At 34.9% G+C, this 21,872-nt stretch carries 23 protein-coding genes; 11 read left to right on the plus strand and 12 right to left on the minus strand.

Features of this window, described 5'->3' with window-relative positions; all coding sequences use genetic code 11:
- The first annotated feature begins 12 nt into the window (after positions 1 to 12).
- Entirely contained in the window at positions 13 to 1,557 is a 1,545-nt protein-coding gene (locus tag PBT89_RS02185; RefSeq protein ID WP_270063202.1) for a TolC family protein, read from the plus strand.
- A 54-nt stretch (positions 1,558 to 1,611) separates the two neighbouring features.
- Here the strand turns inward: PBT89_RS02185 and PBT89_RS02190 are convergent, their stop codons facing one another.
- Positions 1,612 to 3,240 (minus strand): dihydroxyacetone kinase subunit DhaK, encoded by a 1,629-nt coding sequence (locus PBT89_RS02190; protein ID WP_270063203.1) that lies wholly within the window; start codon positions 3,238 to 3,240, stop codon positions 1,612 to 1,614.
- Positions 3,241 to 3,411: 171 nt separating this feature from the next.
- Here PBT89_RS02190 and PBT89_RS02195 point away from each other — a divergent pair, with 171 nt between their 5' ends.
- From PBT89_RS02195 to PBT89_RS02210, 4 genes are all read left to right on the plus strand, one after another.
- Positions 3,412 to 3,714, plus strand: coding sequence for a DUF6660 family protein (locus PBT89_RS02195; protein ID WP_270063204.1), 303 nt, complete (start codon positions 3,412 to 3,414; stop codon positions 3,712 to 3,714).
- Between the two features lie 101 nt (positions 3,715 to 3,815).
- Positions 3,816 to 8,147, plus strand: a complete 4,332-nt coding sequence (locus PBT89_RS02200; protein WP_270063205.1) for a CusA/CzcA family heavy metal efflux RND transporter — start codon at positions 3,816 to 3,818, stop codon at positions 8,145 to 8,147.
- 50 nt (positions 8,148 to 8,197) lie between these two features.
- Positions 8,198 to 9,388: an efflux RND transporter periplasmic adaptor subunit gene (locus PBT89_RS02205; RefSeq protein ID WP_270063206.1), complete on the plus strand. Its 1,191-nt coding sequence runs from the start codon at positions 8,198 to 8,200 to the stop codon at positions 9,386 to 9,388.
- 4 nt (positions 9,389 to 9,392) lie between these two features.
- Positions 9,393 to 9,800: a Fur family transcriptional regulator gene (locus tag PBT89_RS02210; RefSeq protein ID WP_270059377.1), complete on the plus strand. Its 408-nt coding sequence runs from the start codon at positions 9,393 to 9,395 to the stop codon at positions 9,798 to 9,800.
- Between the two features lie 94 nt (positions 9,801 to 9,894).
- On the opposite strand, the gene PBT89_RS02215 is transcribed toward PBT89_RS02210, so the two are convergent.
- The 7 genes from PBT89_RS02215 to PBT89_RS02245 all read right to left on the minus strand — a co-directional run bounded on the left by PBT89_RS02215 (position 9,895) and on the right by PBT89_RS02245 (position 13,858).
- A complete protein-coding gene (locus PBT89_RS02215) occupies positions 9,895 to 10,116 on the minus strand; it encodes a hypothetical protein (protein WP_270059376.1) in 222 nt (73 codons plus the stop codon).
- Positions 10,117 to 10,127: 11 nt separating this feature from the next.
- Positions 10,128 to 10,862: an SDR family oxidoreductase gene (locus PBT89_RS02220; RefSeq protein ID WP_270063207.1), complete on the minus strand. Its 735-nt coding sequence runs from the start codon at positions 10,860 to 10,862 to the stop codon at positions 10,128 to 10,130.
- A 443-nt stretch (positions 10,863 to 11,305) separates the two neighbouring features.
- Positions 11,306 to 11,692, minus strand: coding sequence for an acyl-CoA thioesterase (locus tag PBT89_RS02225; protein WP_270059374.1), 387 nt, complete (start codon positions 11,690 to 11,692; stop codon positions 11,306 to 11,308).
- The gene (locus tag PBT89_RS02230; protein WP_270063208.1) at positions 11,682 to 12,239 is read right to left on the minus strand and encodes a PAS domain-containing protein; all 558 of its coding nucleotides are present in this window, start codon (positions 12,237 to 12,239) and stop codon (positions 11,682 to 11,684) included. The genes PBT89_RS02225 and PBT89_RS02230 overlap by 11 nt, the downstream gene beginning before the upstream one ends.
- On the minus strand, positions 12,239 to 12,535 hold the full coding sequence (locus tag PBT89_RS02235) for a TIGR03643 family protein (RefSeq protein ID WP_270063209.1): 297 nt from the start codon (positions 12,533 to 12,535) through the stop codon (positions 12,239 to 12,241). Before PBT89_RS02235 ends, PBT89_RS02230 begins: the two co-directional genes overlap by 1 nt.
- A 57-nt stretch (positions 12,536 to 12,592) precedes the next feature.
- Complete coding sequence (locus PBT89_RS02240) at positions 12,593 to 12,847, minus strand: hypothetical protein (protein ID WP_270063210.1); 255 nt, start codon at positions 12,845 to 12,847, stop codon at positions 12,593 to 12,595.
- 111 nt (positions 12,848 to 12,958) lie between these two features.
- Positions 12,959 to 13,858, minus strand: coding sequence for a YihY/virulence factor BrkB family protein (locus PBT89_RS02245; protein WP_270063211.1), 900 nt, complete (start codon positions 13,856 to 13,858; stop codon positions 12,959 to 12,961).
- A gap of 144 nt (positions 13,859 to 14,002) precedes the next feature.
- Here PBT89_RS02245 and PBT89_RS02250 point away from each other — a divergent pair, with 144 nt between their 5' ends.
- Positions 14,003 to 14,839, plus strand: coding sequence for a universal stress protein (locus tag PBT89_RS02250; RefSeq protein ID WP_270059369.1), 837 nt, complete (start codon positions 14,003 to 14,005; stop codon positions 14,837 to 14,839).
- On the opposite strand, the gene PBT89_RS02255 is transcribed toward PBT89_RS02250, so the two are convergent.
- Complete coding sequence (locus PBT89_RS02255; RefSeq protein WP_270064291.1) at positions 14,827 to 15,870, minus strand: flavin-containing monooxygenase; 1,044 nt, start codon at positions 15,868 to 15,870, stop codon at positions 14,827 to 14,829. The genes PBT89_RS02250 and PBT89_RS02255 overlap by 13 nt on opposite strands.
- A gap of 125 nt (positions 15,871 to 15,995) precedes the next feature.
- Between PBT89_RS02255 and PBT89_RS02260 the strand changes: the two genes are divergently transcribed.
- From PBT89_RS02260 to PBT89_RS02270, 3 genes are read left to right on the plus strand one after another with little or no spacing between them, the layout of a single operon-like run.
- Positions 15,996 to 16,757 (plus strand): creatininase family protein, encoded by a 762-nt coding sequence (locus PBT89_RS02260; protein ID WP_270063212.1) that lies wholly within the window; start codon positions 15,996 to 15,998, stop codon positions 16,755 to 16,757.
- The gene (locus tag PBT89_RS02265; protein WP_270063213.1) at positions 16,757 to 17,092 is read left to right on the plus strand and encodes a CidA/LrgA family protein; all 336 of its coding nucleotides are present in this window, start codon (positions 16,757 to 16,759) and stop codon (positions 17,090 to 17,092) included. The genes PBT89_RS02260 and PBT89_RS02265 overlap by 1 nt, the downstream gene beginning before the upstream one ends.
- Positions 17,089 to 17,784, plus strand: coding sequence for an LrgB family protein (locus PBT89_RS02270; RefSeq protein ID WP_270063214.1), 696 nt, complete (start codon positions 17,089 to 17,091; stop codon positions 17,782 to 17,784). The genes PBT89_RS02265 and PBT89_RS02270 overlap by 4 nt, the downstream gene beginning before the upstream one ends.
- A gap of 56 nt (positions 17,785 to 17,840) precedes the next feature.
- Here PBT89_RS02270 and PBT89_RS02275 read toward each other — a convergent pair whose 3' ends face one another.
- The gene (locus PBT89_RS02275) at positions 17,841 to 18,515 is read right to left on the minus strand and encodes a hypothetical protein (protein ID WP_270063215.1); all 675 of its coding nucleotides are present in this window, start codon (positions 18,513 to 18,515) and stop codon (positions 17,841 to 17,843) included.
- Positions 18,516 to 18,774: 259 nt separating this feature from the next.
- On the opposite strand from PBT89_RS02275, the gene PBT89_RS02280 reads away from it, so the two are divergent.
- Entirely contained in the window at positions 18,775 to 19,968 is a 1,194-nt protein-coding gene (locus PBT89_RS02280; protein ID WP_270063216.1) for a GAF domain-containing sensor histidine kinase, read from the plus strand.
- A 7-nt stretch (positions 19,969 to 19,975) separates the two neighbouring features.
- Here PBT89_RS02280 and PBT89_RS02285 read toward each other — a convergent pair whose 3' ends face one another.
- Positions 19,976 to 20,482 carry a DUF456 domain-containing protein gene (locus tag PBT89_RS02285; protein WP_270063217.1) on the minus strand — a complete coding sequence of 169 codons (507 nt, stop codon included), beginning with the start codon at positions 20,480 to 20,482 and terminating at the stop codon, positions 19,976 to 19,978.
- A gap of 23 nt (positions 20,483 to 20,505) precedes the next feature.
- Positions 20,506 to 21,294, minus strand: a complete 789-nt coding sequence (otsB, locus tag PBT89_RS02290; protein ID WP_270063218.1) for a trehalose-phosphatase — start codon at positions 21,292 to 21,294, stop codon at positions 20,506 to 20,508.
- 216 nt (positions 21,295 to 21,510) lie between these two features.
- Here otsB and PBT89_RS02295 point away from each other — a divergent pair, with 216 nt between their 5' ends.
- Positions 21,511 to 21,870, plus strand: a complete 360-nt coding sequence (locus PBT89_RS02295; RefSeq protein ID WP_270063219.1) for a BlaI/MecI/CopY family transcriptional regulator — start codon at positions 21,511 to 21,513, stop codon at positions 21,868 to 21,870.
- Positions 21,871 to 21,872: the final 2 nt, after the last annotated feature.

Genomic DNA, 21,872 nt, shown 5'->3' on the forward strand with positions numbered 1-21,872 from the left:
AAAAAATTGAAGATGAAAATGACTTTTCTTTCAACTATAAATACGAATAGAATTATACCTTCAACTAGCTGTGTTAAAGGGCTATTAGGAATTTTTGCAATGATAAGCGTGGTAAGTTGTAAAGTAGGAGAAGAATATACACGGCCAGAGTTTAAGGAGGATATTTCAGCTGAATATTATTCAGGAGAAAAAGACCTGGATTCGATGAAAACCGATTCTTTAAATCTTGCTGAAATTGATACCGATACTATCCCGATGTCTGAAATTCCGTGGAAAGAGTATATCGAAGATAGTACGTTGCAATCGTTAATCGATACGGCTTTGGTAAATAATATAGACCTTAAAAAAGCCATGAAGAACATGGAAATTGGGATGGAAGAATTAGCGCAATCTAAAGCTAATTTTTTCCCTTCTCTAAATGCAAGGCCTGCAGATTATCGAAGAGATTATTATTCTGAAAATTACAATAATTACGGTTCTAATCGATCTCGTAGAAATCATGGTGAAAATCCACCAAGCAGTCTTTATACTGAAAGGCTAGAGTATTCATCTGCGCTACAGGCAAATTGGGAGCTGGATCTTTGGGGGAAATTGCGTTGGCAAAAAGAAGCTGCAAGAGCTGATTTTATGAAAAGCAAAGAATTTAAAAAAGCTGTGCAAACCTCTTTAATTGCTGAGGTAGCTTCAACCTATTTTAATCTTGTGATGCTTAAATCCCAAATTGAAGTTGCCCAGAAAAACTATGCTTTAAATGATAGCACCTTAAATATTGTACAATTGCAATATGATGCAGGAGAATCGACTTCGCTGGCCATCCAACAAACCAAATCACAAAAATTAAAAGCGAAAACTTTGATTCCTCAATTAGAGCGAGAGTATGTAATTATGGAGAATAAATTGAACCGTTTACTGGGGCGTTCTCCGCGATCGATAACCATACCAGCTAATTTTGAGGATATCGAATTTCAAAAAAGATATAACACAGGAATCCCGCTAGAATTAGTTAAAAATCGTCCAGATGTTGCGATGTCTGAATATGAGCTAATTGCCGCGAATGCCGATGCCGGTGTTGCTAATGCTTTGCGATATCCATCCTTAACTATTGGCGCTTCTGCGGGTTTAAATTCATTTGAATTAGACGAATTTTTGGATCCTGTAAGTTCTGGTTTTGCATTATTAAACGGAGCTATTTTTCAGCCAATTTTTAATAATCGTAAACTGAAAACAAATTATAATGTTGCACTCTCTCAAAAAGAAATTGCGCAACTGGATTTTAAAGGTAATCTTATCGAAGCGATTGCAGATGTGTCTAATTCTTTAGCAAAAATGGAAAAGCTGAAAGAAGAATATAATATAGCTGAAGAAAGAATTGAAGTAACCCAGAAAGGTTTAAAAGACGCAGGGATGTTGTTTAGAGGAGGTTATGCCAATTATCTTGAAGTACTTACCGCACAAAGTGATGCTTTAGAAAGTGAACTGAATTTAATTAATATTAAGAAGCAACTTTTAATTGCCAATGTAGAACTGTACCGTAATCTCGGTGGCGGGTGGCAATAGGGGATAAAACAAAAAATCCGTTAGTACTTCTAACGGATTTTTTTGTTTCAATTTTTATAGAATATCAACTAATTTTTCAAATACTCTGGCTATCATCTCAGCGCCAGGATCTGGAATACCTTCTAAACTAGATTCAGACAAATAAGAACTTCTACCAGATTTTGTATTGGTGATATTTGCGGTTTCATCTGCTCCTTTACGGGCTGCTTTTGCAGCTTCATCAATAGACTTCCCTTCACTTAAAGCTTCAAAGGCTGGTTGCATTGCGTCAATCATGGTGCGATCGCCTTTTTCTGCACCGCCATAAGATTTCATTTTATCTAATCCGTTTAGTAATGCTTTACCAACGTTATCATCATCTTCCAAACTGCTGCCCGCTTTGGTAAAAAGCATCGATAGTAAAACACCGCTGGAACCACCGGTTTCCCTAGCTAATACTCGGCCAATTGTAGTAAATAATTCAGGTAAAGAAGCATAAGGTAATTCATCTGAAATACTTTTGAATTTTTTACCGGCACCGGCAAAAGTAGATCCAGCATCGCCGTCGCCAACTTTTTCATCCAGATCGTTCATTTCTTTTTCCATCTCGATTAAATGTTCTGAGATTTCCTGAACTACTTTTTTGTTATGCTCATTTTCTGAAGGTGCATACTGCATTGTCTTAGGTAATTCCGGACTTTTAATGCTGCTTGGTTTAGCATATTCTCTTATACGCCATTCGGGAGTTTCAGTAGTTTGTAATAATGCTTTTTCAATTTCTTCATCTAATTTCAGTAAAGTGATTGAAAACCCATTCATATTCAGCGAAGTTGTCATAGCTGTAGGACCTACCAAATATTTCACTTTAGAGGCAAGATCGGTTTTATCGAAACTATGCACCAACAAACTCATCTCTAGTGGCGTAACACTTCCAAGATTATTAAAAAGCAACACATATTTTTCATCTTTATTAGAAAGATATTCTTTTAATTCATCTAAGGCTTTTTTTACCAGCGCATCGGCTTTATCCATTTTGATAACATCGACACCGGGTTCTCCATGAATTCCCAAACCTAATTCGGCTTCAGAATCATCTAATCTTGATTCTTCAGGATTATTAAATTTTTGGCCTTCGGTAAGTGATAGTCCAATAGACACCGTACTTTCGGCAACTTTTTTAGCAGCTTTTGTTACTTCATCTAAAGATTTTCCTTCTTCAGCTAATTGTCCAGCAACTTTATGCACTAATAGCGTTCCGGCTAAACCACGCTGTTGCGTGTCTGTCCCTAACGCAATATCGTCGCCTACAATTACAGTTTCTACCTTATGGCCCATGGCTCTGGCTTGTTCTGCAGCAAGTCCAAAATTTAAGCGGTCTCCGGTATAATTTTTAATCACCAGTAAGCAACCATTATCGCCACTTACAGCCAAAATAGCAGCGAGCACCGCATCTACAGAAGGCGAAGCGAAAATGTCTCCGCAAACAGCGGCGGTAAGCATTCCTTTAGCAACAAAACCAGCATGCATAGGTTCGTGTCCAGAGCCACCACCTGAAATGATGGCAACTTTAGATTTATCGATTTCTTTTCTAGTAACTACTCGAACTTCAGGAAAAGTGTCTAATTTGGTTAGTTTAGGATCGGTAAGTAAACCTTCTATAGATTCGTTTACAACATCCTCTGGTTTATTGATAAAAAACTTCATGTTAGGTCTTTTCTTTTAAAGATACAGAATTATTAAGCGTGAAGAATTTCAGTAGCGAACAGATGCCGGAAATTATAAAAACTTTAAGTCGATTTTAGGAATTTAGAAGACCTACAACTAATTTTGAATAATTGCAATGCTATTGCAGATATGCAATGTTATATTTGAGTTGTGAAATTTATAGGAATCATATTAGCTGTTTTATTCTTGTCGCTTAGCTTTTTGCCATGTTCAGATGATGCAAGTGATAATGAAGAGCGCACTCATGTCGTAGAAAGTCATAGCGATCATGATGGCGCAGCCGATTTATGTACACCATTTTGTTACTGCCAATGTTGCCACAATCATATGATGACCTATAATTTGCCGAATTTTGAAATTTCTAATCCTTCGTTTTTAAGTGCACATTTTGGTTATTTAATCACAACTTCTTCAGCATTTACAGATCATTTTATACCGCCTCCGCAGGTTTAGTTCAGAAGTGAAAATCAATTTATTTTAGAAGATTTAGGCTGAATTTTTTCAGCAATAAACTTCTTCTTATTTCCTATTTCTGAATTTAAATCAATTTTCTGATGATTAATAGAATCATTGACTTTTCTGTCAATAACAAATTTATCATCGGGTTGTTTACCATAGTGCTTATTGCCGCCGGAGTTTGGAGTATGCAACAAGTTCCTGTAGATGCACAACCCGATATTACCAATAATCAAATTCAAATAATTACACAGGCGCCTAATTTAGGCACCGAGGATATCGAGCAATTTGTAACCTATCCTGTAGAAGTTGCAATGGGGAATTTACCGGAGGTTAAAGAAATTCGTTCGGTTTCCAGATTCGGATTATCTGTGGTTACTATCGTTTTTAACGATGATATTGGTACTTATTTGCCACGCCAATTAGTTGCGGAACAACTTTCTAAGGTGAAAAAAGATATTCCCGAAGGTTTTGGTGAGCCATTTATGGGACCTATTTCTACAGGATTAGGGGAAATTTATCAGTATACCCTAGAAGTTGATCCTGAATTTAAAGATGAATACACACCAACAAAATTACGTAGCATTCAAGATTGGATTGTAAAACGCCAATTTGCAATGGTCCCCGGTGTAGTTGAAGTAAATAGCATCGGTGGGAAAATCAAGCAATATGAAGTTGCTGTGAATCCCGACGATCTGCGTTCGATGCAGGTGACGATGGCTGAAGTTTTTGAAGCCTTACAAAACAATAACCAAAATACGGGCGGCGCTTATATCGAGAAAAACCATCAGGCTAATTTTATTCGAGGAGAAGGACTCACAAAATCAATTTCGGATATTGAGAATATTGTCGTTAAAAATGAAAAGTTTCCTATTACCATTGCAGATGTAGCGCAGGTCCGTAAAGGAAATGCAATAAGATATGGAGTGCTCACTAAAAATGGAAACGGAGAAGCAGTTGGCGGAAGTGTTTTAATGCTGAAAGGAGCAAATTCTAATGAAGTTGTAGAAAACGTAAAAAATAGAATAGCTCAAATCCAAAAGTCTTTGCCGGACGGAGTTTCTATCAAGCCTTTTTTAGATCGTAGCGAGCTTATTGCGAATACTACAGCTACTGTAAAAAGCAACTTACTGGAAGGCGGACTCATTGTAATATTTGTTTTGGTGCTTTTACTAGGTAATTTTCGAGGCGGATTAATTGTTGCCAGCACCATCCCGCTATCCTTGTTTTTTGCTTTTATTTTGATGAATATTTTTGATGTTTGGGCCAATTTAATGAGCCTTGGTGCGATCGATTTTGGGATTATTGTAGATGGCGCGGTGATTATTGTAGAAAGTACGGTTTTTATATTTAGTCGAAAATCCATTACCAATAAACTCCATCAAACTGAAAAGGATAAACTGGTGAGTGCATCATCTAAAAAAATGATGAATTCTGCATTCTTTGGTCAGGCGATAATTTTGATTGTCTTTTTACCAATTTTAGCTTTAGAGGGTGTTGAAGGTAAAATGTTTAAACCGATGGCGCTAACTTTCATATTTGCAATGCTGGGAGCCATGATCTTGTGTTTAACCTACGTGCCAATGATTTCCGCATTATTTCTGAAAAACAAAAAGTCAGACAAATTAGGATGGGGAGATCGCTTTGTAGGATGGCTTCAGCAAAGATACGAGCCTTTGCTTCAAAAATCATTAAAAGCTTCTAAATGGATTGTTTGCTCAGCAATAATTTTGTTGGTTTTTGCCGGTTATCTTTTTAGTAGAATGGGAGGCGAATTTATTCCGCAGTTAGATGAAGGCGATATCGCATTTCATGTAATTTTAAAACCAGGAAGTTCGCTTTCTGAAGGGGTAGCAACTTCAACTAAAATTGAAAATCTTTTATTAAATCATTTTCCCGAAGTAGAGCAAGTGGTGACTCGTTTTGGAGTTTCTGAAGTGCCAACCGATCCTATGCCGATGGATATTGGGGACAGTTTTGTTATTCTAAAACCAAAATCTGAATGGACTTCTGCGGAAACAAAGGATGAGCTTATTAAAAAAATGAAGCAAACTATAAGCGAAATTCCCGGGGTAAGCTACGAGTTCACCCAACCTGTAGAAATGCGTTTTAATGAATTGTTAACCGGAATTCGAGAAGATGTTGCTGTAAAATTATATGGTGAAGATTTAAATATCCTTGCTGAAAAAGCTCAGGAAATTGGGAATCTTATTTCAGCAATCGAAGGCGTAGCCGATATGAAGGTAGAAGCCACCGCCGGTTTACCACAAATTACGGTAGATTACGACAGATCGCAAATGGCGCGCTACGGTGTAACTATCGAAAGCGTAAACCAAATGATAGAAACTGCATTTGCAGGATCTAAAGCCGGAGTGGTTTTTGAGGGTGAACGAAAATTCGATTTGGTAGTTCGGCTTGAAGAAGAAAACCGTCAAAATATATCGAATATCGAACAATTGTACATCAATCTTCCAGATGGGAGTAGTGTGCCTTTAAGCGAACTCGCAACAATTAGCTATCAGCCGGGACCCATGCAGATTAGCCGAGATAATACCAATCGAAGAACTTATGTTGGAATTAATATTCGGGATCGAGATGTGAAGTCTGTCGTGCATGATATTCAGAATAAATTAGATGCAGAGCTAGAGTTACCTGCTGGCTATTTTGTACGGTATGGTGGTGCTTTCGAAAATTTAGAACGGGCAAGTGAACGTTTAAAAATTGTAGTTCCCATAGCCTTATTACTCATTTTTATTCTTATTTATTTCGCATTAAAATCTTTTAAACAAACACTAATGATTTATATGGCAATTCCTTTAGCCGCAATTGGCGGGATTATTTCACTTTGGTTACGCGGAATGCCGTTTAGTATTTCAGCGGGAGTTGGTTTTATTGTGCTTTTCGGGGTTGCGGTGTTAAACGGACTTGTTTTAATAAGTAGTTTAAATGAATTGAAAGAAGATGGAGAAACCAATTTGAAACAACGAATTTCACGAGGAACAAAAAGAAGAATCCGACCAATTTTGTTAACTGCACTAACCGATGTACTTGGTTTTTTACCAATGGCAATATCAAGTTCAGCCGGGGCTGAGGTGCAGCGTCCTTTAGCTACAGTAGTAATTGGAGGATTAATAACTTCAACATTATTGACGCTTTTTGTATTACCGATTTTATATAAATGGGTAGAAGAAGGTGGCTTTAATTTCAGAATAAATAGCAGAAAGTTAGCAGGAGCTGGTTTCGTTGTATTGATGGTTTTGCCAAACTTTAGTAATGCTCAGGAAATAGAGCTGTTACCGGAAGTAACTATGCATCAGGCGGTAGAAATAGGATTAGAAAATTATCCGCTGTTAAAGAATAAGCAACTGGAAGTTGAAAAAGAGGAAGCTCTAAAAAAGAATGCTTGGGATTTCGGGAAAACGACCATTTTTACAGCCGTGGAAGAGCTGGATAACGGAAATGGGGTGTACACTCGTATTGGTTTTAGCCAGCAAAATATAAATGTCTTCGGAATTGCTTCCGCATTAAAGCTTCAGAAAGAGAAATTAAAATTAGCAGAAAATCAGCTGAATTTATCCAAAATCGAAGTGGCTACAAAAATCCGAAAACTTTGGGGAGAGGCTTATGTAGCAAAGCGAAAGTTTGAACTTTATAAAGAGCTTGATTCTATTTACGGGAAATTTAATGATGCCGTTAACCTGAGATATGAAGTTGAAGAAATATCGGAATTAGAGAAACTGAACGCTCAGAATAAGGTAAATCAAATTCTGGTAAAAGCACGGCAATCCAAAGTTGCTTACATCAATACGTTAAGTGAATTGAATTTATGGCTAGGCGAAAGCCAGGATGTGACGGTCACTTCTTCATTATTGATGGAATCAATTGAAAATAGTTTTGAAGGTACATCTTCCAGACATCCTTATTTGGATGCAGCGGAACAACAAAAACAGGTAGCAGAAGCAAATTTCAAAAAAGAAAAATCAGCTTTTCTACCCACCTTGAATCTGCAATATGGTCAACAGGAAGTTGAAGGAGAAGACGGGTACGTGATGTATCAAGCCGGGATTTCAATTCCGTTTTTAAGCGGAAAGAGTTATGGGAATACAAAAGCAGCAAAAATCGATGCTGAAATTGCCAATCGAGCCTCTAATTTTGCCAAACAGGAGTTTTTGATGCAACGAAAACAAGCCTTACAAAAATACCAAAGTTGGAAAGTTTCTTGGGAATATTATGAACAAGGAGCTTTATTGATTGCTGAAAAACAGCGAAAAGGAACAATTATAGCCTACAATGAAGGCGCACTAGATTATGTAGCTTTTATTCAAAATCTTGAAGAAGCTTTGCAAACCGAGCTGGATGCTATCGATGCCGCCAGAGAATATGTACTGGCTTATGCTGAAATGAAATTTTACTTGGTAACCAAGATTTGATCACATTAGTTTTTTAGTGAATTGCTGAAAATAAAATAAAACGAAAATCAATGAAAATATATTCAATTATAAGTTTGCTTGCATTGGGCTTTTTAATAGCCTGCGGAAATGCTGAAACGAAAGAAGTTGCAGAGAAATCGAATACTTCAAAAATTAATGCTGAAGAAAATTCGCATGAAGAATTAAACGGAGTTGAAATTAGTGCCTCACAATTTGATGCTTTAGCCATAGAAATTGGTGAAGTAAAGCTTCGAAATATGGCAGGGATGGTAAAAGCGAATGGACAATTAGAAGTACCGCCGCAAAATGAGGCTTCGGTAACTACAGTTTACGGGGCAAACATTAAAAGTATCGAGGTGATTGAAGGGCATCCGGTAAATAAAGGACAGGTATTAGCCTATATTTCTCATCCTGAAATTGTGGATATTCAAACTCGGTTTTTAAATGCATTTAATCAATTTCAACTTAAAGAAAAAGAATACGCACGCCAAAAGAAGCTTTATGATGCCGGGGTGTCTTCCGGAGAAAAATTTCAGATTACAGAAACCGAATTTCAGAATGCAAAACAAGCTACGAGTGGTTTAAAAGCGCAACTAAAATTGCTAAATATCAATCCAAAGCAGATCATCCAAGGCAAGATTTACCAACAAGTTCCTATAATTAGTCCGATTAACGGTGCTGTTGAAAAAGTGAATGTAAAAACGGGACAGTATGTAGATGCGCAAACCGAACTTTTCGAAATACTAAATACCAACGATGTTCATGCAGATTTAATGGTTTTTGAAAAAGACATCCAAAATGTCGAAAATGGGCAAAAAGTGATGATTTCTTTAAAATCAAGACCCGATTTAGAAATGGAAGCCGTAATCATCTCGGTAGGGCAGGCGTTTGAAGAAAATCCCAAAGCTGTTCATATTCATGCTGAAATTGAAAATAAGCCTAAAAACTTAATTCCCGGAATGTATCTTACGGGAAGAATTATTACTGAAAATAATGAAACTGAGGCTTTGCCAACAGCAGCTATTTTTACTGAGAACGGTAGAGATTTTATTTTTAAAGCTGAAAAAAATAATGACAAATGGATCTTTTCTCCTGTTGAAGTTAAAACTGGTATTGAAGATGGCGACTGGATAAGTATTACATTTATGAACCCTGAAGAGAAAGGCGCAAAATTTGCTTTAAATAATGCTTATTATTTGCAGGCAGAAATGAATAAAGGCGAAGGCGGCCACGAACATTAATAGTATGCAAAAAATAGAAGATATTTTAAAAGCAAAAGGGATTAGGCCGACAGCAGTACGTTTGTTGGTGTATAAATTTATGGCGCAAGAATCTTTAGCGATGAGCTTAAATGATATTGAAGCAGCTTTTGATAAAACTGAACGCACCACGCTTTTTAGAAGTTTGAAATTGTTTGAAGAAAAAGGTCTGGTACATAAAATTGAAGACGGTAGCGGTATAGCAAAATATGCGCTGCAAACATCAGAAGAAGGTAATGTTAGTGATAAATTGCATTTACACTTTCATTGTTCTAAATGTGGGGAAACGCAATGTCTTACCGATCAAACCATACCCAATATTAGTCTGCCTAACGGTTTTAAAGCTACCGATGCGAATCTGGTGGTAAAAGGACTTTGTGATAAGTGTTCATGATTAGTTGAAGCTAGATATATTGATTCTTATAAATGAAGCATAAAAAAAGCCAGAATGAATCTGGCTTTTTTTATATTTTAAAAGGAAGTGGTTGTTATACAACAATTTTCTTTTCTCCCTTAATTTCGTGGTTGTTGTGGCTAATATCTTCTTGTCTTTTTAATTTTTTTAGAAGCTTGTATCCTATATAAGCACCACCGGCTGCGGCTCCAAATCCTAATCCTATTAATCCGCTTTTTGCTACAACTTTTTTACCAGCCTTTGCTGCTAAATATCCCGCTATCCATTTTCCTGTTGATCTTACTTGTTCTTTCATATTTAAATTGTTTATGATTTTCCTGTTGGTTTAATTAATAATTCGTTCACATTCACGCTGTCTGGTTGAGATAAAGCGTAAATTACTGCATCTGCTATATTTTTAGATTGCAGTTTAGGTTCTTCGTCATTATCGTAATTTTTGTCATTAAGAAGCTCTTCGTCGGTAATGTTATCTCTAAGATTTGTTTCTACAGTTCCTGGTTCTATACAGGTTACTCTAATATTATAATCGGGAGAAAGTTCCATTCTCATCGCTCTGGATAATGTAATGATAGCCGATTTAGAAGCTCCATAGATAGCACCACCTTCGTAAACTTCCTTGCCATCGACAGAAGATATATTTATAATATGCCCACTTTCGTTACTTTTCATTTGCGGAAGAACTGCATGGATACATCTTAATGTTCCTTTTACATTTACTTCAATGGTTTGTAGCCATTCATCTAAATGCCTGTTTTTTAAATAAGTTAGTGGCATTACGCCTGCAGAATTCACTAGAATATCAATAGTTTTAAATTTTGCTACTGCCTTTTTAAATCCATTAGCAACACTATCGGTTTGGCTTACATCCATTTCAACTAGAAGGCTTTCGGTTTTTATATCCTTCTGGATTTCCTTAAGCTTTTCTATATTTCTACTCGCTAATACTATCTTACAGTTTTCCTTAGATAATTTTATAGCAATGGCTTTCCCAATGCCACTGCTTGCTCCTGTAATAAAAGCTACTTTGTCCTTCAGTATCATATTTTGCCCGCTCGTTTAGTTCAGTTTCACTTCTTAAATCTACTATGAAAGAAGGCATTTTTTTGACGATTATGATGTAATTCATTCTTAATCTTTTGATAAACCTAAGTTAAAAGCAACTTTGTTTATTTTATTGAATTAAGGATGATTTAAGTCTTTGCCTGATTTTTATTCTGAATAAATTTAATTTGAAACCTTTTTATCTAAAAGTCCGTATATATTATGAGAGCATGTTTTTTAATAGTGAGGAATAATAATATAAAACGCTTATTGATCTTTACTAAAATCAGCTTTTAGTTCTATTTAATAAGCTTTTTAAGATTTCGGATATCAGAAATAAAAAGAAGATATCTGATGTTCCCGCCGTTTATTTTACAACTAAATAATTCACTTTTTTGCCCCGAATATTTTTGAAGCCATGATTCAATTTTATCATGGCTTTTTTATAGTTGTAAAGGCACTGGCTTTTTGTCTTTGTCTATTGCTACAAGGGTAAATTCTCCCTTTACGGCCTGTTCTCTATGATCTGAGTACATTTCTTCAATAAAGATCTCGACATTTACTTTTAAACTGGAATTTCCAACATGGGCTACTTTACCAATAAGTTCTACAATAGTGCCAGCAGGAATAGGTTTTTGGAAATCAATCCGATCACTACTCACGGTTACCATACGTTGCCGGCTAAATCTAGTAGCAGTGATAAAAGCTACTTCATCCATCATTTGCATGGCAGTACCTCCAAAGAGGGTGTCGTAATGATTTGTGGTGTTTGGAAAAACAGCTTTAAAAAGGCTTGTTTTGGATTTGGTTATTCGCTCTTCAATTGTCATAAATTTCTTTCTCTAAAGCCAAAAAGTGCGTTACCTTTTTAGTGTTGTTTTTTAAAGGATAAATATCAATTCTGCATAAATACTCCTCACCATTTTTCCGATAGTTTAAAAGCACATCAGAGAAGCTAGTTTCAGAAAATACTTTTTTTCTAATTTTCTTTCTTGTTGCTATAGATGTTTTGCTTCCCTGAAGGAAATTAGGTTTTTTACCTTTCGCGAAATTTGCGGGATATCCTGTCATTGCAGAAAAGCCTTTGTTTGTCCAAAGAATTGTTTGATCTGCTTTGGTAAGCACCATCGCTTCATAATCTTCCTCTAAAACAAAATCTAAATTGGTGTTCCAGTTATATTTTTTGCTTAAGTTAATTAAAGACGCTAATTCGGTTTTCTTACGAGCTTTATCTCTAATTCTATCGGAATGATTAGCAAAAATATCGAGACTTGTGAGAGGGTGAAGTTGTTGGATAGCTAAGTTTTTATAGCTAGTATCCTTCTTACTTAAAAATAAGTCTAATGAGGATAGGTTATAATCGTTTTCTGGTGCCATTATTTTTTTGGTTTAGCAAGTCGGTTACCAGTAATATGTCTTTGTCTAGTACTTTTAAATCTACCAGACTCAAAATTTCTTAATTTTTGATGTTTCGTTTTTCTACCCTGAACTCGTGCACGCCACTTTCTCCAATTTCTTGGGTGCATTTGTTCTTGCATAAACTTTATAACATCCTTTTCTGTAAGTCCAAATTGATATTCAATCGCTTCAAATGTAGTGCGATCTTCCCAGGCCATGGCGATCACACGATCGACTTGCCTTTCGGATAGATTAAATTTTTCTGAAATTTTCATACTCTATCTTTTGTTTAAAGATAAAGCGATAAAGTTAAACATGAAAATAATTGTGGTTTAATTTAGAATGTAAGAAGTGTTTTTGATCACTTTGTAGCCACAAGTAAAAAGTATTCGATTTACTGAAATAGAATGCGTAGGTACTTTTTTCTTTTTCAGCTTTAAAAATTTAGCCTTAAATTTTAGGGTATCTATCTTTTTAGAGGTTACTAATTTCTTGGGATTGTGTTTATGGTAAGAAAGGCAATTACCAACTACAAAATTGGATACTCTATATTCAGTATTAATTTCTTTGAATGCATCATTTTCCATAATCACTAGCTTTAATAAATATTTCTTATTAAATTTAGTTAATTTTCATTTTAAATCATAAAAAAATAATAAATTCTTTTTATTGAATGCTTTAACTGTAAAAACCTCAGTTTATTCCTCGCTACTTAATTTTTCATTAATTAGATAATCTACAATTTCAGTATTAATTTCGGCTCCCAGAAGAATTATGAAACAGGTAATATATAGCCAAAGTAGTAGTACAACCACCGCCGATATTGAGCCATAAACTTCACCATAATTACCAAAATTACTCACATAAAAAGAAAAACCGTAAGAAGCAGCTAACCACACAAGCGTAGAAAATATAGCGCCAGGAATCACCCAGCGGAGTGCGGGTTGTTTTCTTGCAGGTGCAAATTTGTATACCATGCATAAAAAAATGCAGACTAAAACAGCTAATATTAACCATCGCGACCAACTAATAATATTTTCTAAATATTCTGGTAATCCAATTTTATGTACCAGTGCAGGGAATCCAACGATAAGCACCATGCTTAAGATTAGCATAGCAAGTCCTCCAACTGTAAATATGGAAGCCATTAAATACTGTTTAAAAATATTGTGATCTTGTTCGGTATCATAAGCGATATCTACACCGGTTAATAATCCATTTGTTCCCTTATTTGCACTCCAAATACTAAATAAAATTCCAAATAATGTTCCCCATCCCAATTTATCACCATGCGATTCTAGAAAAACATGGATACGTTGCTGTAAAATTTCAAATGCTTGTTTGGGCATCATTGCAGAGAGCTCGCTAATTTGTCTTTCTATATCCTGGGGATCGGTGGCTAGGCCGTAGATAGAGATAAGTGCCATAATTGCGGGGAAGACCGCTAAAAATGCATAAAAGGCAACTCCTGCAGATACAATGCTTACCTTATCTTCGCCAATTTCATTTTTAATCTGTTTAATCACCTCCCACCATCCTTTCAAATTAAGAGTAAAAGGATTGTGTTCTTTTTTTGTATCTATTGCCTCTCTTTCCATTTTAAACAGTATTTCACTACAGGTACAAAAAATAGTTATAAAATTTTCTAAGTCTCACAACGCACTGTTAATTCTATTTTTAATCTGATAATTATCATAATTCATCAATCTCAATATTCGTAATTTAGATGAAAATTATTAGATATGAGAACTGTTCTTTTACCAACCGATTTTTCAGAAAATTCCTATAATGCTATCAAATATGCTTTGCAGTTATTTAAAAATTCGCGCACTAAATTTATTTTGCTGAATACACTCTATAATGCAGATTTTATAATTTACAGTAGCTTGTATGGAGTTTATAAAGAAAACTCTACTAAAAATCTATCTCGTTTTCTAAAGCGGATTGAAGAAGAGTTTCACAATAAATACCATGAATTTGAATTAGTTTCTACTTTTAAAATGCTACATGAAGAGATTAAAGAACGAGTAGCCCAACAAGAAATCGATCTAATTATAATGGGAACTGAAGGCGCCCAAGATGGCAGTGAAATGCTTTTTGGAACCAATACGGTACATGCGATAAAAGCTGCTAAATGTCCATTATTGGCAATTCCTGCTGGTGCAGCTTATTCTGAGCCAAAAAATATTCTCTTTCCAAATGATTTAAAATTAGACTTTGAATCTTATGATTTATGGTTTCTAAAAAATATTATAGATCAATTTCAATCTACTGTACATATTCTTAATGTAAGTTTTGGGAAAGATTTAGATGAAAATCAAGAAAAGGCTAAAGTAGCATTGCAACAGTATTTTGATGAGAATGGCTATGTTTTTGGTAGAATAAACCGGGATAGCGTTATGGAAGCTTTAAAAGAATACCAGAAACAGAATCCAGTTGAAATGCTGGTGATGATAAAAAACAAACATACATTTATCGAAAAATTATTATTCAGCTCTTTAGTGCATGAGGTAGCTTATAATGTGAAAATTCCATTTTTGGTCTTACCATCAGAAAATTACAAACATCAGGAAATTTGATTTTCAATAAAATCGGAAAGATATTTTGCATCATTTTTTATACCTCCCAAGGTTGCCGATCCACGGGTATGCAGCCACGGGAGGCCTATAAAATATAAGCCTTTTGTGTTGCTTACGCCACGTTTATGTTTCGGGTAGCCATCTTTGGTTAGTTCTAAACCATCAATCCAGCCAAAATTGGGACGATATCCGGTTGCCCAAACGATATTTTTAATATCAGAAATCTCTTTTTCTTCCGTAGAAATAATTTCTCCTTCGGCATCTAAAGTTTTACCAACAGCTTCTACATTTGTTCGGCTTAAAATTTCCTTCACATCGGTACCAATAATGGGTTGTTTACTATTATTAATTTTTTTTCCGATCCAAGAATCTTTACTGAAGCTAAGAAAGCCGGTTTTAGAAAACCACCACCACAAAGTTTTTCCTAATAATTCCTGCGGAAGTACTTTAACATCTGTTGCCCCAGAGAAATAAGTTTTTCGATTGGTGGAAGAAATTTCATCCAGAATTTGAAACCCAGAATCTCCCGCACCAACTACCAATGCATTTCCTTCTTGTAATTGAAGGGGGTTTTTATAAAAATTACTATGAATTTGAAAAACCGATTTGTCTATTTTTTTGTAAAAAGGCGGAGTATAAGGTATATGAAATGGCCCCGTAGCAATTACCACATTTTTTGCCTTAAGTTCTTCTTTTTCAGTGGTGATAAAAAAAGTAGATTTTTCTTTAGAAACTGAAGTGACTAATGTGTTTAGCTGAATTGGAAAATCGAATTTTTCAGCATACAATTTAAAGTAATTAGCGACTTCAGTTTTCGAAGGATAATGTCCTTTCTCTGAGGGGAAATCCATTCCCGGAAGGTGATTAAACTCGGTTGGAGTAAATAATTTTAAAGAATCCCATCGATTGAGCCATGAAGCGCCAATTTCTTCCTCTTTATCCAAAATAATAAAATTATATCCAGCTTGCTTCAGGTAATATGCCATAGCAAGACCGGCTTGCGCCGCACCAATTATTATAAAATCCAGCATTCTTTGTTTTGTAGCGTTGCCTCCAAAGTTCGTAAACTTAATCATGATATAAAAAAATCTGCATCTTTCATTTTGGGTTACTGAATTTATATATTGTAAATTCATCTTTCAGAAAAGTTTAAAATATGCGTCCCTATATCCTGGCAGAAACTAATTACAAAAACGTAAAAGATGAACATTACGAAATAGCGATCTTGCCTTGGGGAGCGACCGAGGCTCACAACTATCATTTACCTTATGCTACCGATAATATTCTTGCTGAAGAAATTGCAAAATTAACCTGTAAAATTGCCTGGGATCAAGCTGCGAAACCTCTTTTATTGCCAACCATTCCGTTTGGAGTAAACACAGGCCAAATGGATGTGCCTTTTTGTATGAATATCAATCCTTCAACGCAATATGCTATTTTAAAAGATACACTTCAGGTTTTGGACAAACATAACATTAAGAAGCTAGTTATTTTTAACGCTCACGGCGGGAACAACTTCAAACCGATTATTCGTGAACTGAGTTTAGATTTTCCAGAGGTATTCGTTTGCAGTCTAAACTGGTTTCAATCGATAGACGCAAAAGATTATTTTGATGAACCTGGCGATCATGCAGGAGAGCTTGAAACTGCAGCAGTAATGCATTTTAAGCCTGAATTGGTATTGCCACTTGAGGAAGCCGGGGATGGATATGCTAAAAATTACAAACTAAAAGGTCTAAAAGAGGGGTGGGTAACCAGCCAAAGGAAGTGGACTAAAGTTACTAAAGATACCGGAGTTGGAAACCCAAAAAAGGCGACAGCTGAAAAAGGCAAAAAATTTGTTGAAGCTGTTGCCAAAAAAGTAGCCGATTTTTTAATTGAATTGCATCATGCAGATGTAAATGATTTATACGAGTAATGCTGAAATCACTTATTTATATCTTTGGATTTTTACTTTTAGGAGAATTAATTCAATATCAATTTAGTTTACCCATAGCTGGTAATATTATAGCTATGCTGCTAATTTTTTTGGCCTTGTTTTTTAATTTCATAAAGTTAGAAGATGTAAAACCAGCTTCAGATATGTTAGTAAAATATATGGTAATCTTTTTTATTCCCTACGGTGTTGGATTGATGGCTTATACCGGTTTGATTGCTGATTTTTGGATACCTGTCACAACTGCGGTTGTTTTTAGTACTTTAATTTCTATTTATATTACAGGTTTTTTATTTCAAAAATTGGACAAAAAATGAAGCCATTTTTAATTCAACCAATTTTTGGCGTAACCCTTACTCTAATTGCTTATTTTTTTTCAGGAATAGTAAGAAGAAAATTCAATTTTGTCATTTTTAATCGCGTATTCATTTCTGTTTTAATAATAGTAGCGGTTTTGTTCGTTTTTAATATCGATTTTGAAACTTATAATAAGGGAGGAAAATATATAAGTTTTTTCCTTGGGCCTTCGGTAGTAGCATTGGGCGTATTTCTTTATGAAAAAATAGAAGAAGTAAAACGAGATCTAAAAGTTTTTTTACTTTCTGTTTTTGTGGGAGGAATTGCAGGGATATTTAGTGTATTGGCGATTTTAATCTTATGGAATACTCCTGAAATCTTAAGTCGTTCGTTAGTTGCAAAATCTGTTACTACTCCTATTGCTATTGAAATCGTAAAGGTAACAGGCGGGCTACCAGAAATTACGGCCGGTATTGTGATTGCAACTGGTATTTTAGGAAACGCAATAGGTCCATATTTTTTAAAAATAACAGGAATCAAAAATAAAAAGGCCATTGGATCTGCTTTGGGTACGGCAGCACACGGTATAGGAACAGCTAAGGCTTTCGAAATAAACCAATCTGCAGGAGCTTATAGCGGTTTGGCAATGTGCATTAACGGTATAATTACAGCTTTACTAGCGCCTTATATTTTAGAGTGGTTTCTAAATTAAAGCAATAAAAAAAGCCACCAAAGGCGGCTTTAATTTTTTCCTAAGAAATATTTCTATTATTTGTTTACTTCAATGGTATCTGCTTTTTTACTGTAAAGAGTAGAATCTTTGCCAGTATAACTTGCGGAAACATTTCCGTTAGGAGTTTCAGTAACCATATCTTCTAACAAATCTGCAGCTTCATCAAAAAATGCGCTTACATTAGCATCTTTATAATCAGTTTTTTTGGCGGCTTTTAACTTTTTCCAACTTTCTTTTAATTCCATAACCTCATCCGATAATTCGGGATAGCTGTCTTTTTGTAAGTTTTCTAACACTCCTACAATAACCTGTCCTTTGCTATATAGATTATCTGCAGTTATAGTAGTATCAATTTCATTTGTATTGCCATCAATTTCAGCCGTAATAGAATTTAAGCTATCATTAGGTTTGGCATTAAGATCTTGTGATTTTTCCTCAACAGCAGCAGCTAGTTTATTTAGTGCTTCTTTGGTATAAAGCTTTTGTTCCACATTGTCATCAAGATCACCCCCACGCTCTACATAGGTTAAATATTCTGCCGTAGCATTTGTAGGATAAGAGTTGTCTGTTGTTTCATTTTGCATATCCATCTCTTCAGTTCCTTCAGTATTCTCTTTAGAATCTGATTCTGAGTTTTTACATGATGACAGACTTATAATACTTGTAAAGCCAAAGGCCAATACAGATAATTTAATTAGGTTCTTTTTCATAACAAAAGTATTTGTTGGTTTTGAAGGTAAAATTAGTTAACCAAACTAATATGATGCGTAAATCAGTTTATAAACCTTTGTTAATAATGTAGTTAGGATATTTTATGCTATTAACATAAATTATCTGAAAGACAATATTGTTTAAATTATAGAGATGTTTTGGATTGGTGTAATTTTAATGAATTGTAGGGTGAGCGAGATATTAAGGTTGTATATATGTTTGATTTTGTGTACTTTAATGCGTTCATTAATTTGTATTATGATAGCACCAAATGATTCTTCCGAAGAGGAGTTTAAAAGAGTTCTTGAAGTTTCTCAACTTGATCTAGATTATCAGAGCCTTCAGGAACTGTTTGAAAATTTAACAAATATGGCATCAAAGATTACTGGGGCCAATTTGTGCTTAGTGAATATTTTAGACTCTTATTGGCAATGGTCTATTGCAGCCACAGGCATGGGGACTGCTGTGATGCGAAGAGAGCAATCGGTTTGTCAATATACCATAGGTCAAGATGGGTTTTTTGAAGTCGACAATTTTAGGGATGATGATCGTTTTGATGTGCCGTTAGATGAAAAGTATTGCTATTATTTGGGACTTCCTTTAAAATCTTCTGAAGGAAATGCCATTGGCGCTTTATGTGTTATCGATGAAGTTAAACAGGAAATTTCAAAAGACCAGCGTTATATGTTAAAACTAATTGGTGCTGAAATTATTGAAAAGCTGGAAGGTTTAAAGAAAATGACTGAGATTAATCGTCGTTTTCATGATATGCATTCTGCACAAAGAGAACTTGGGTACGAACTTCGTGGTCCTGTTAGCAGTATTTTAGGTTTAAGTAAACTTGCTGAAGGGGAAGACGATCCATCTATGCTAAAGCAATATTTTAGTCTTGCAGGTCAAAGCAGTTCCGAGCTGATTGATATTATTGGAAATACTTTAGAGAAGAATAGTAGTGATTTTCTACACTATGAAAAAGGAAGTATTACATTGACCTCATTGAAGGATAAGCTTATAGCTTTATATTCCGGTTTAGGAGATACAAAACATATAAAATTAAATATTGAATTACTGGCAGGAAATCAAAATTTGAAATTCTCGAAACAGAGTATTATTCAGGTAGCAGGGAATCTGATATCTAATGCAATAAAATTCAGTAGTGATCATTCAACAATAAAAGTAGTATTGGGATTAAAAAATACTAGTATTTTAGATATGGCAAAATTTAGTATTCAGGTACAGGCTAATGGTGCTTGTCTCTCTAAGGAATCTATTGAAGATATCATGAGCTCGAACATGAAGGCTAAAGAAAGTTTGGTTGGTGTGGATGCCTACGGTTTGGGATTAAAATTAGCGCGTTATTTGGTTTTGTCTATGGGAGGGCAAATAGAAATTACTTCAGAAAGGGAAACGAAATCTACCCAATTTGATATTTCTATTCCCCGTTTTATTTAAGCTGAAACTAACTATTACCAAAAAGAAAATCGCGATACCCCCAACCTTTATAGAGAAAAAGAACAAAGAAAATAAGAGCAACCATAAATTCCATAAAAGTAGAAGCTAAAAATCCTATAAAGCTTCCGTAAGCAGCACGTAATGCTGTTTTTGAATCAGATTTATTTACGATTTCGCCAATAAATGCACCTACAAAAGGACCAATTAATATCGCAAAGGGGATTGGCGTAAAAATTCCAACGATTAGTCCTACGGTTGTACCAATCATTCCCGCTTTGCTACCGCCATATTTTTTAGTGCCCATGGCAGGTATCACCATTTCCAGAATATAGATAGTAACGGCAACAACTAATGTGATCCCAAGAAACCAATAATCGATTTCTATACCAGGGATTAAGTAAAACGCCAATAATCCTAACCAGCTAATTGGTACACCGGGAAGTACAGGTAAAATACTGCCAACGATTCCTACAATTAGTAAAATCACGGCTAAAGTAATAAGGATTAATGTCATGAGTTTTTATGATTATTAAACTATTAAAGTAACTCTTTTAAAAAGCGTTTAACCTCTGTAATGTTCTCAACACGATAATCGGCATAAGAATCATTTCCGTGCTCTCCCACTAAAATTCCGTAGCCGTTTTCCATTTCTCTAAACGCATCTTCATCTGTCGTGTCATCACCAAGATAAATAGAAAAAGGATTGGTTGCTGTACTTAATTCTTTCCGAAGAAAATTTACAGCTTTCCCCTTGTGCCAATCGATATTAGGTTTTATTTCCACTACTTTTTTACCGTCACCTTTATGTAAATTCGAATAATTTGAAACTACATTTTCAATAATAGAATGAAATTCTGAGATTTTTTCTTCGGAAACCTGGCGGTAATGAATAGCTAAAGTAAACTTTTTACGTTCAAATCGAACGCCTTTAATAGCACTCAATTTTTCTTGAAGTTTTTCTTCAACTTTGTCAAAAACCGGAAGCATTTTTTGCGCTTCCTCATTATCCTTTTCAAAATTTTTAGGGCCTGCAATTTCAAATCCGTGACTGCCGGCATAATAAATATCCTTTAAGCCCACCTTATTGCGAACATCACTTAAACCTCGACCACTAACTACGGCAATAGCATAGTTTTCGGATAGTTGCTTTACAATTTCTTTAGTCTCATTATCCATTCCTGCATCTTCGTGATTTTCTACGATGGGCGCCAAAGTACCATCAAAATCCAAAAAAATAAGTGGTTTGTTAGTGCTGAATTTTTCCTTTAATACTTCAAGATTTTCGATTGCTGATGGCAATTTTTTCGGGTCCTGAGACTGTTTCATAATAATGGGATCTGTCTAATTTTTGTCAATTCAATATAGAATATTTTAAAATCATTATTGTTAGTTTTCTATTAAAGTTAATTCTGAATTTTATTCTTATAATAAACACCTAAAATGTTAAATATTGAAATTTACAACTAATACATTAGTTTAAACTAAATGATTAGTTTATATTAGCTTCATCAATTACTAAAAGACCCTATTAAAATATTTGTGATGAAGCAATTAACAAAAGCAGAAGAAGATATTATGCAGATTCTTTGGCAACTAAAAGAAGCCAATGTTGCAACGATCATCGAAGAAATGCCAGAGCCAAAACCGGCATATAATACGGTATCTACAATTGTTAGAATATTAGAAAACAAAGAATTTGTAGATCATCGAAAAAAGGGGAAGGGATATATCTATTTTCCTATTGTCGAGAAAGAGACTTATAGCGACCAGAGTATGAACAAGCTCATCAATAATTACTTTAATGGTTCTTTTAAAACTATGGTTTCTTTTTTTATGAAGAAGAACGAAATGGATACCAAAGATTTGGAGTCCATTTTAAAAGAAATTAATAAAGAGGAATAGTG

This window comes from Zunongwangia sp. HRR-M8, assembly GCF_027594405.1.
Taxonomy (GTDB): domain Bacteria; phylum Bacteroidota; class Bacteroidia; order Flavobacteriales; family Flavobacteriaceae; genus Zunongwangia.